The 10,926-nt window shown below is 37.3% G+C and carries 14 protein-coding genes; all 14 read left to right on the top strand.

All coding sequences use genetic code 11. The features are described 5' to 3' along the window. The first annotated feature begins 138 nt into the window (after positions 1-138). The 14 genes from dacF (at position 139) to BAU27_RS18150 (ending at position 10,911) form a co-directional block, all read left to right on the top strand. Positions 139-1,329, top strand: a complete 1,191-nt coding sequence (gene dacF / locus BAU27_RS18220; protein ID WP_071746963.1) for a serine-type D-Ala-D-Ala carboxypeptidase DacF — start codon at positions 139-141, stop codon at positions 1,327-1,329. 165 nt (positions 1,330-1,494) lie between these two features. Beyond that, positions 1,495-1,845 (top strand): anti-sigma F factor antagonist, encoded by a 351-nt coding sequence (gene spoIIAA / locus BAU27_RS18215; RefSeq protein ID WP_000059128.1) that lies wholly within the window; start codon positions 1,495-1,497, stop codon positions 1,843-1,845. Continuing rightward, complete coding sequence (gene spoIIAB, locus BAU27_RS18210; protein ID WP_001243400.1) at positions 1,846-2,286, top strand: anti-sigma F factor; 441 nt, start codon at positions 1,846-1,848, stop codon at positions 2,284-2,286. A 12-nt stretch (positions 2,287-2,298) separates the two neighbouring features. Beyond that, the gene (gene sigF / locus BAU27_RS18205) at positions 2,299-3,057 is read left to right on the top strand and encodes an RNA polymerase sporulation sigma factor SigF (RefSeq protein WP_071746962.1); all 759 of its coding nucleotides are present in this window, start codon (positions 2,299-2,301) and stop codon (positions 3,055-3,057) included. 140 nt (positions 3,058-3,197) lie between these two features. Beyond that, a complete protein-coding gene (locus BAU27_RS18200; RefSeq protein WP_071771577.1) occupies positions 3,198-4,724 on the top strand; it encodes a sodium-dependent transporter in 1,527 nt (508 codons plus the stop codon). Further along, the gene (locus BAU27_RS18195; RefSeq protein ID WP_000016829.1) at positions 4,724-4,822 is read left to right on the top strand and encodes a methionine/alanine import family NSS transporter small subunit; all 99 of its coding nucleotides are present in this window, start codon (positions 4,724-4,726) and stop codon (positions 4,820-4,822) included. Before BAU27_RS18200 ends, BAU27_RS18195 begins: the two co-directional genes overlap by 1 nt. Positions 4,823-4,937: 115 nt before the next feature. Further along, a complete protein-coding gene (locus BAU27_RS18190) occupies positions 4,938-5,558 on the top strand; it encodes a stage V sporulation protein AA (RefSeq protein WP_000438373.1) in 621 nt (206 codons plus the stop codon). Further along, positions 5,551-5,967, top strand: coding sequence for a stage V sporulation protein SpoVAB (spoVAB, locus tag BAU27_RS18185; protein ID WP_071746960.1), 417 nt, complete (start codon positions 5,551-5,553; stop codon positions 5,965-5,967). The genes BAU27_RS18190 and spoVAB overlap by 8 nt, the downstream gene beginning before the upstream one ends. Before the next feature lie 14 nt (positions 5,968-5,981). Then, positions 5,982-6,440, top strand: a complete 459-nt coding sequence (spoVAC, locus tag BAU27_RS18180; RefSeq protein WP_000918878.1) for a stage V sporulation protein AC — start codon at positions 5,982-5,984, stop codon at positions 6,438-6,440. A 13-nt stretch (positions 6,441-6,453) separates the two neighbouring features. Further along, complete coding sequence (spoVAD, locus tag BAU27_RS18175) at positions 6,454-7,470, top strand: stage V sporulation protein AD (RefSeq protein WP_071771576.1); 1,017 nt, start codon at positions 6,454-6,456, stop codon at positions 7,468-7,470. 3 nt (positions 7,471-7,473) lie between these two features. Then, the gene (gene spoVAE / locus BAU27_RS18170) at positions 7,474-7,824 is read left to right on the top strand and encodes a stage V sporulation protein AE (RefSeq protein ID WP_071746957.1); all 351 of its coding nucleotides are present in this window, start codon (positions 7,474-7,476) and stop codon (positions 7,822-7,824) included. A 5-nt stretch (positions 7,825-7,829) separates the two neighbouring features. Then, positions 7,830-8,399, top strand: a complete 570-nt coding sequence (gene spoVAEA / locus BAU27_RS18165) for a stage V sporulation protein SpoVABEA (protein WP_071746956.1) — start codon at positions 7,830-7,832, stop codon at positions 8,397-8,399. Then, positions 8,386-9,858, top strand: coding sequence for a spore germination protein SpoVAF (gene spoVAF, locus BAU27_RS18160; RefSeq protein ID WP_071746955.1), 1,473 nt, complete (start codon positions 8,386-8,388; stop codon positions 9,856-9,858). Before spoVAEA ends, spoVAF begins: the two co-directional genes overlap by 14 nt. 249 nt (positions 9,859-10,107) lie before the next feature. Further along, a complete protein-coding gene (locus BAU27_RS18150) occupies positions 10,108-10,911 on the top strand; it encodes an HAD family hydrolase (RefSeq protein WP_071771575.1) in 804 nt (267 codons plus the stop codon). Positions 10,912-10,926 lie beyond the last annotated feature (15 nt).

The raw sequence follows: 10,926 nt of genomic DNA, 5'->3' as shown, positions 1-10,926 counted from the left end.
AAGTGTACTACTGTATGTAATACACTTAATACAATATAAGTAATGAATTTATTTGTCAACTGAAAATGATAGAAAAATATGGTATTAAAAATGAATAAATTGGAAAAAATAGGTCTGATATAGAATGGAGGGTTAGTCATGAAGCGAGTTTTTGGAATACTTGTTTGTTTCATGTTATTTCTTTCTGGTACTTCAGTTAGTTTTGCACAATCTGAGAAAACGAAGCAGGAGAAAACAGAAGAAACCACGCCGAAGTTAGCGGAACAAGCGTCGTCAGCAATCGTAATTGAGCAAGATACAGGTAAAGTTTTATTTGATAAAAATCCGAATGAAAAGTTACCACCTGCCAGTATGACGAAGATTATGACAATGCTATTAATTATGGAACAAGTTGAAAAAGGAAAACTAAAACTGACCGATAAAGTTAGAGCAAGTGAACACGCAGCTTCAATGGGTGGATCACAAATCTTTTTAGAACCTGGGGAAGAGATGACCGTAAATGAAATGCTAAAGGGCATTGCCATTGCATCTGGAAATGATGCATCTGTTGCAGTAGCTGAGCATATCGCTGGTTCAGAAGAAGGATTCGTAAATATGATGAACAAAAAAGCGAAAGATTTAGGACTGAAAAATACACATTTTCAAAACCCAACAGGTCTCCCGGCCAAAGATCATTATTCTACGGCAAATGATATGGCTATAATGGCGAGAGAATTGATGAAGTATCCACTTATTCGCAAATACACAGGTAAATATGAAGACTATTTACGTGAAGATACGGATAAGAAGTTTTGGCTTGTTAATACGAATAAGTTAGTACGTTTTTATCCTGGAGTAGATGGTGTGAAAACGGGCTTTACGACAGAAGCAAAATATTGTTTAACTGCATCAGCTGAAAAGAATGGAATGCGTGTCATTTCAGTTGTTATGGGAGCACCTACATCAAAAGAGCGGAACAATCAAGTAACGAAGCTTCTTGATTATGCATTTGGACAATATATGACAAAGAAATTGTATACACGTGGTGAAAAAATTAAGACTGTACAAGTAGGAAAAGGGAAAAAAGAAAAAGTAGATTTAGTTGCGTCAGATAACGTATCTCTTCTTATGAAGAAGGGCGAAAATATGGACAAAGTAAAACAAGAAGTAATCGCTGAAAAGAAAGTGAAGGCACCGATTAAAAAAGGTGACGCGCTTGGCACACTTGTCATTAAAAAAGATAAAGATGTTTTATTAAAACAAACTATTGTAGCAAAAGAAGATGTTGCTGCAGCGAGCTGGTGGGAGTTATTTAAAAGAAGTTTTGGGATGTTTTCAACATCAAAATAGCGGCAAAAATTTTGCCGCTTTTCTGTTCGTATGTACGGGAATAATTGCTGAACGGTTTCACATTATGACGAAATAGTTCTTCTTTTGTCAGTAGGAAGGATTCTTATTTTATATCACGAAAATCTTATGTTAATGAGTAAAGTTTGAGCATAAGGAGGAAATCGTGTGAGTCTTTCCATGCATTTAGAAGTAAAACGTGACGTCTTATGTGTGAGGCTGGAGGGTGAATTAGATCATCATACTGCTGAAGAGTTGCGAACGAAAGTAACAGATATGATTGAGACACATGGTGTTCATCATATTGTTTTGAGCCTGGAGAACTTATCATTTATGGATAGTTCTGGTTTAGGTGTTATATTAGGCCGATATAAACATGTAAAGGGATTAGGTGGAGAGATGGTTGTTTGTGCAATTTCACCGCCTGTTAAACGTTTATTTGAAATGTCAGGCCTATTCAAAATTGTTCGTTTAGAAGAAAGTGAAGCGCACGCGCTCGCGACGTTGGGGGTGGCATAAATGAGAAATGAAATGAACCTTCAATTTTCAGCGTTAAGTCAGAATGAATCGTTCGCTCGCGTTACAGTAGCTGCTTTTATTGCACAATTAGACCCGACGATGGAAGAATTAACAGAGATTAAAACAGTTGTGTCAGAAGCGGTTACAAATGCAATTATTCATGGGTATGAAGGAAATGCAGAAGGTGTTGTTTATATTTCAGTGATTTTGGAAGAAGCAATGGTGAAACTCACGATTCGAGATGAAGGGATTGGTATCTTTAACTTAGATGAAGCAAGACAACCCCTTTTTACAACTAAACCTGAATTAGAGCGTTCCGGAATGGGATTTACTATCATGGAAAATTTTATGGATGAAGTAGAAGTTATTTCAAACGAATCTTTCGGGACAACAATCCATTTGACAAAGTACTTATCAAATAGTAACGCTCTATGCAATTAAGGAGAATAGCCAATGGACATAGAGGTCAGAAAAGAGAAGAAGAAACCTCAGTTAAAGGACCACGAGCTAAAAGCGTTAATTCAAAAAAGTCAAGATGGAGATCAACAAGCGAGAGATACAATCGTTCAAAGTAATATGCGTCTCGTATGGTCGGTTGTGCAACGGTTTCTTAATCGAGGATACGAACCAGACGATTTATTTCAAATTGGATGTATTGGGCTCTTAAAATCGGTAGATAAATTTGATTTATCTTTCGACGTGAAATTTTCAACATATGCAGTTCCAATGATTATTGGTGAAATACAACGATTTTTACGTGACGATGGATCAGTGAAAGTAAGCAGATCCTTAAAAGAAACAGGAAACAAAATTCGAAAGATGAGAGACGAGCTTTCGAAAGAGTTCGGAAGGGCTCCAACGATTAATGAAGTAGCGGAGGCTCTGGAACTAACACCAGAAGAAGTTGTTCTGGCGCAAGAAGCGAGTCGTGCTCCTTCATCAATACATGAAACTGTGTATGAAAATGATGGAGATCCAATTACTATTTTAGATCAAATTGCAGATCAATCGGAAACGAAATGGTTTGATAAAATTGCTTTAAAAGAAGCAATTAGAGAATTGGATGAACGAGAACGTCTAATTGTGTATTTGCGTTACTATAAAGATCAAACCCAATCAGAAGTAGCGGAGCGCATAGGCATTTCGCAAGTACAAGTTTCCAGACTGGAAAAGAAAATATTGAAACAGATGAAAGATCGAATAGATGAATAGCTATCTATTCGATTTTTTTTTATTGTCATGAAAAGGGGAAGATTACAACTCTCGCCAAAAAAGTTTACAGAATTTATTGAAAATTTAGTCAATTTAAAATATAATCCAAGTATGAACTTGTCACAAAGGGGGAAGGAAACATGGAAACGAGGCAACAATGGGGAACGAGGGCTGGATTTATTTTCGCAGCGGTCGGCTCTGCCGTTGGATTAGGAAACATATGGCGTTTTCCTTATACAGCGTATGAAAACGGAGGAGGCGCATTCTTTTTACCGTACTTATTCGCATTATTAACAACTGGTATTTCATTATTAGCATTCGAGTTTGCTCTTGGGCATCGTCATCGTGGTTCGGCACCACTTACATTCTTCCGTATTCATCCACGTGCTGAATTTATTGGATGGTGGCAAATGTGCGTAACATTTATCGTTTCAACATATTATGCAGTAATTATTGCTTGGTCTATTTCCTATACATATTTTGCAATTACTGGTGCATGGGGGAAAGACACGGAATCATTTTTATTTAAAGAATATTTACAGGTTGCAGATAAGCCAGGACAGTTTGGGGGGCTTGTGCCGGAAGTATTAATTCCGTTAGCTCTCGTTTGGATTATTGTGCTTGGTGTGGCATTTAAAGGAGTTAAAAAAGGAATCGAAGTTGTTAACCGTATTTTCATTCCTTTACTAGTTGTTATGTTTCTTATTATCGTTGTTCGTGCAGTCACGATGGAAGGTGCGATGCAAGGATTAGATGCATTCTTTAAACCAGATTGGAGCCGTATTTTTGATGGAAAGGTATGGCTTGCTGCTTACGGTCAAATTTTCTTTAGTTTATCTTTAGCATTCGGAATTATGATTACGTACTCTAGTTATTTACCGAAAAACTCAGATACAACAAATAATGCTTTTATTACTGGATTTGCAAATTCAGGATTTGAATTATTAGCAGGTATTGGGGTCTTTGCAGCGCTTGGATTTATGGCGAATAACATGGGGGTACCGGTTGATAAAGTAGCTAGTGCTGGTGTGGGACTTGCGTTCGTAGTATTCCCGCAAATTATTAATGAACTACCGATGTCACCGTTATTTGGAGTATTATTTTTCTTATCTTTAACCGTTGCTGGAATTACATCACTCATTTCACTTGCGGAAGTATGCTTTGCTGCTGTATCTGAAAAATTCAGCTTGAGTCGTCCAAAGACGATTGGGATTATGGGAACACTTCTCGTGTTAGTTTCTCTTGTTTTTGCAACGCGTGGTGGACTTATGTTCTTAGACGTTGTTGATTATTTCGCTAACAATTTTGGGCTGATTACAATTGCACTAGCTGAAGTAGTTGCAATAGGTCTTATCTTGCGCCGTTTACCAGTTTATCAAAATCATGCAAACTTTGTATCGGATATTAAGTTAGGGACGTTTTGGAGAGTGAGTTTACTCGTTATTACTCCACTTATGTTAGGGTATATGTTAATTGATGGCACAATCCAAAATATTAAAAAGAACTACGGAGATTATCCAACGGAGTTTGTTGTAACGTATGGTTGGTCAATTGCAGCAGCATTTCTTATAGTTGCACTAGTCATTAGTCTGAAGAAATGGAATGCACAAATACATTCAGACTCTGTCCAGCTTGAAAAAGAATGGAAGGATCGAGGTGTTTCATGATGAGCGGATCGGCGATTATGATGATGGTTATAGGTATGGTAGTCATTTGGGGAGGGCTCGCATTAAGCATTGCAAATTTATTTAAGAAAAAGGCTTAGCAGAAAAACATCTGTACCAAAACGGTACAGATGTTTTTTTATGAAAAAATTGTATTAGAAAAAATTCCAATAACCATACTACAACTACGAGGAAGAGTGAAGGGGTGAATGAAAATTGGAACAAACGATTTATATTAAAATGCGCAATCGATTAAAAGTGTCTCCTACGTATGAAGTAAAACTGAGCGATGTTGCTCAACTTGCTGGAGATTCTTTGGTAGTTGAGTCGTTACAAAATGAGATAATTTACAAAATAACAGCGCATGATAAAACACATGTTGTAATTGATGTTATGAAAGTGATTGAGATTGTTCAACAAAAAGCGGCTCACTTACAAATTAATTTACTTGGTTCTGGACAAACTCTTGTTGAAATTATATATGAAAAAAAGAAAGTGCATCCGGTTTTCTTCGGACTTGTATGGTTGTTACTTTTCATTGGAGCAGCACTTGCAATTATTTATTTTCATGAAGATGTAAGTATGCAACAAGTACACCAACGGTTATATTACATGATTACAGGAGAATTTAAGGCGCAACCACTTTTATTTCAAATTCCTTATTCATTAGGTCTTGGAGTAGGTATGGTTTTATTTTTTAATCATGTATTTCAAAAGCGAATTAATGAAGAGCCGAGCCCGTTGGAAGTTGAGATGTTTCAATATCAACAGTCGCTTGATCAATATGTAATTGTTCATGAAAACAAGGATAATATGAAACAGCTTACCGATGATTGAGTCTGGATTCGTGATTTTAATTGGTTTAGCTGGAGGGATTGCTGTAGGCAGCGGATATGTTGCGTTTTTAGCTGTACTTGGTATAATCCCTCGTTTAGCTCAATTAACGAGAAGTGGAAAGCATATTCAATATTTTGAGTGGGCTGTCATTGCGGGTACTTTAACTGGGGCTTGGTGTAGTTTAAAGAATATTACATTTCAAACGTCGCAATATTGGCTCGTAATATTAGGGTTATTTTGTGGCACATTCATTGGAATGCTAGCTGCGGCGTTAACGGAAGTGTTAAACGTTTTACCTATTTTAGCGAAACGAGTCGGGGTAGAGGGGAAAATTGTTGTTTTACTCGTTGCTCTTGTACTTGGAAAAGTAATAGGCTCATTGTTTCACTGGATTTATTTCGTAAAGTAGGAGGCAATATATATATGGCAGGGCGAAAACTGAAAGATGATTACATAAATAAAGTGAAAGAGTACCATCCAAAACCGAACTATTTAATAAATTGTGTGAAGGCATTTCTTGTTGGGGGATTCATTTGTACCGTCGGAGAAGTATTGATGAAATTTTATATACATTACTTTCACTTTAGTGAGCAAGAGGCAGGAAACCCTACAGTTGCAACTCTCGTTTTACTATCAGCGATTTTAACAGGATGTGGTGTTTATGATAAAATCGGGCAGTTTTCTGGAGCGGGATCAGCAGTACCAGTTACTGGATTTGCGAATTCTATGGCAAGTGCTGCGCTAGAACATAGGAGTGAAGGGATTGTTCTAGGCATCGCTACAAACATGTTTAAGCTTGCAGGAAGCGTCATTGTGTTTGGAGTCGTCGGTGCTTACATTATCGGATTAATAAGATATACATTTCAAATTTTAATGTCTTAAAGGAGGGATAGGTATGAGATTGACAGGAAAACAAACGTGGGTATTTCAAAATGATATCTTCGTGAACGCAACTGGTACCGCTGTCGGTCCGAAAGAAGCTGAAGGCCCTCTTGGAAAGGATTTTGATATTTCATATTCAGACTTACATTGTGGAGAGGAAAACTGGGAACTTGCTGAACGAAGGTTAATGTCAGACTCAATTCAACAAGCATTGCAAAAAGGAAATATAAAACCATCACAAATTGATTTCTTTTTAGCAGGTGATTTATTAAACCAAACAGTGACGGCAAATTATGTTGCTCGAGATTGTGGTATTCCTTTTTTAGGGATGTTCAGTGCTTGTGCGACGTCAATGGAAACTTTGGCGGTTGGATCAGCATTTATAGATGGTGGATTTGCGAATCGTGTCTTAGCGACAGTAAGTAGTCATAATGCGACGGCTGAAAGACAATTTCGTAATCCAACAGAGTACGGAGGACAAAAGCCTGGGACAGCAAACTCGACTGTTACCGGAGCAGGATCCATATTAATTAGCAATGAAGAAAGCGCAATTAAAATAACAGCAGCAACAATCGGAACAGTACAAGATTTAGGAATTGCTAATCCTTTAGATATGGGATCGGCAATGGCACCAGCTGCTGCTCATACAATTCAACAGCATTTTGAAGATTTAAGAAGAAGTGCCGCTGATTATGATCTTATTGTTACGGGTGATTTATCAGCTGTGGGGACACCAATTGCGAAACAACTTTTACTTGAGGAAGGGTATGATCTTGGGCATATATACAACGATTGTGGATTAATGATTTACAATTCAAATCAAGAAGAAGTGTTTGCAGGTGGTAGTGGTTGTGCTTGTTCAGCTATTGTAACATACGGTCATTTATTGCGTGAAATGCAAAAAGGGAACTTACAACGAATTTTTGTCGTTGCAACTGGAGCTTTATTAAGCCCGTTGATGATGCAGCAGAAGGAAACGATTCCAACGATTGCGCATGGTGTTGTGTTTGAAAGAGTTAAAGGAGAGTGAATTGTGGATTTTATATATGCATTTCTTGTAGGAGGAGCTATTTGTGTCATTGGACAAGTGTTGCTAGATTTTGCAAAGTTAACACCGGCACATTTAATGGCAACTTTTGTAGTCGCCGGAGCTATTTTAGACGGATTCGGATTGTATGATAGGCTTATAAAATTTGCAGGTGCTGGGGCAACGGTCCCTATTACAAGTTTTGGGCATTCACTATTGCACGGGGCAATGCATGCGGCAGAAAAACATGGATATTTAGGGATTGGAATCGGTATGTTTAGCTTAACATCTGCGGGGATTTCAGCGGCGATATTGTTTTCGTTTTTTGTTGCACTTATATGTAAACCGAAAGGATAAATCAAATGAGACGAAGGGTTGTTTTGGTCACAGATGGAGATGAATATGCAAAGCGGACAATTGAGCTTTTAACAAAGGAATTTGGGGGAAGGTGTATTTCAGCATCGCAAAGTAATCCGACCAAATTGACAGGGAAGAAAGTTGTTGAGCTTATTATGCAGACGCCATATGACCCTGTATTTGTCATGTTTGATGACAGCGGATTTATAGGAGAAGGGTCTGGTGAAAAGGCGTTAAAGTATGTTGCAACACATAAACAAGTTGATGTACTGGGTATTTTAGCAGTAGCGTCGAATACACATCATTGGGAATGGGCGCGTGTAGATGTAAGTGTAGATAGAAATGGGAATTTGACAGAATACGGCGTTGATAAATTTGGACTCCCAGATGGTGAAATTGGCAGAATTAGCGGAGATACAATTTATTGTTTGGATGACTTGAATGTTCCTGTCATTGTTGGTGTCGGTGATATTGGTAAGATGTGTGGAAATGATGAATGGGAGAGAGGGTCACCTATTACTAGAAAAGCGATTCAATTAATTTTGGAAAGGAGTGGATTTTATGACGAAACCTAAAAAAATGAGTATCCCGATTTCATCTTTTTTAAGTGATAATGAAAATTACTTAAAGCAAACAGTTGGATTGGGTGTCACATACGATGTTGGTATTCGTAAATTTCAAATTTTAAATAAAGAAATTGGTGTGTTATTTGTAAATGGACTTTGTGATACGAATTATATTATCCCTATTTTAGAAGAAGCAGTGGATACAAATGAAATAAGGGATGTAGAAGAAGATACAGTAAAGCTTTTAGAAAATCGTTTAATTCACCAACAAGTAAGTAAAGTAAAAACGATGGATGATGTAATGCTCCAAGTATTATCAGGACTTATTGTTATATTTGTAGAAGGTGAAACGGAAGCGTTTGCAATAGATGTTCGTAGTTATCCGGGTCGGACACCGACAGAACCAGATACAGAAAAAGTAGTACGTGGTGCAAGAGATGGATTTGTTGAAAATATCGTTGTAAATACAGCGTTAATTCGCAGAAGGATACGCGACCCACGTCTTCGAAATGAAATGATTCGAGTAGGGGATAGATCGCAAACGGATATTTGTATTACATATGTACAAGATGTTGCAAATCCGGATTTAGTGAAGATTATAAAACAAGAATTAAATAGCATTGAAGTAGATGGGATTACGATGGCGGATAAAACGGTAGAAGAATTTGTAGTCAAACAAGGTTATAATCCATTCCCGCTTATTCGATACACAGAAAGACCAGATGTAGCAGCAAATCATCTGTTAGAAGGACATGTGTTAGTACTTGTTGATACATCACCAAGTGCCATGATCACTCCAACAACATATTTCCACCATTTACAGCATGCAGAAGAGTTTAGACAAAATCCAGCTGTAGGTACATTTTTACGTTGGGTACGTTTTTTAGGTGTTATATTTTCGCTGTTCTTGTTGCCGTTTTGGTTAGTTTTTGTATTTGATCCAACTCTTTTACCTGAAAATCTTGCTTTCATTGGACCAAATAAGATGACGCATTTACCGATTTTATTACAAATTTTGATGGCGGAAATCGGACTTGAATTTTTAAGGATGGCTGCCATTCATACGCCGACATCATTGTCGTCGGCAGCAGGATTAATTTCAGCTATATTAATTGGTCAAATTGCAATTGATGTAGGTTTGTTTGTGCCAGAAGTTATTTTATACGTAGCAGTTTCTATGATCGGTGCATATGCTACGCCGAGTTATGAACTAGGGCTTGGGAATAAGATAGGGAAATTGTTTGTAATTATTTTAACAGGCATATTTCATGAGATGGGATTTGTAATCGGAATGACGATACTGATTCTATTCTTAACATCTATAAAAAGCTTACAAACACCGTATTTATGGCCGTTTTTACCGTTTGATTGGGGCGCGTTAACGAAAATTTTACTCCGTCCAACTATGTCTAGTTTAAAAGTACGTCCTAGTATTGTACGACCTCAAAATGTAAGAAGACAAAAATAAACGGGATTATGCTCCCGTTTATTTTTTTATCCCGTTATTTGTGGGCAGTAAGGCTCCCACCTCAAAAATTGGCGGATGCGAGGATGTTAGGTGGGAGACAACTGCCCGTAAAAGTCCGATTGGTGATTGCTAATAATCAGCGGGGGATGAACAAAACCCCCGCTGATTAAAGTTTCACTTTATCAAAAATTTATTATTTTTTAACAAAAACCCAACATTTTTTGTGTACACTTAGAGTAGATATTGTGTATGAGAGGGGAAGAGGACATGATTAAATTATTTGTAAGTGATTTAGATGACACGCTCGTTTACAATGTGAATGATATGCAAAAAGAAGATGAACGTGCACTTTGTTGGCTGGCTGAAAAAGGGACAAATATTTGTTTTGCCTCTGGCCGCTTTACTCACCGAATTGATGAAGTCGTAAAAAGGTTTTCATTCCCGTATTATACAACTGGTTTAAATGGGGCGACAATGATACTACCAAACGGAAAAATATTTCATGAATCAAATTTTGAAGATAGAGTTGCCCAGGAAATATATCGATATATACATAACAAGGGACTAGCAGATATTGTTTGTGCAAATGAGCAGCGATATACAAAAAGAAAGAATGAAAATCATCATACTTTTGAAGAGTATATGGGAGTGCATATTGCTGAAATTGAAGCGTTAGAAGAGGAATTTGGGAAAACTGTACATCCAGCAAAATTATTTGTTTTTGGTGAAGAAGAAAAAATTGTAGCATTAGATCAAGAGTTGCGAGATACATTTCATAGCGAAGCGGAAGTTTTTATATCGGGTAAGCGCTATGTTGATATTATGCCAAGAGGTGTAAGTAAAGGAAGCGCTCTGAAGCGATTAATGGAACATTTGCAAATTGAAGCAAATGAAGTTGCGTGTATTGGAGATTCTTTCAATGATATTTCTATGTTTGAAGTAACCCCGCATTCCTTCACCCTCCATCATGCTCATCCGTATGTGAAGGAGAAAGCAAATCATGTTGTTCGTTCTGTTGAAGAAGCTGTTATGAAATTACCGTTACTTGTATAAAAAAGAAGCTCGTCA

The sequence above is a fragment of the Bacillus sp. NH11B genome, from assembly GCF_001884205.1.
Taxonomy (GTDB): Bacteria; Bacillota; Bacilli; order Bacillales; family Bacillaceae_G; genus Bacillus_A; species Bacillus_A proteolyticus.
Note: the sequence above shows the minus strand (reverse complement) of the source record. Positions and strands in the feature narration are given on the sequence as shown.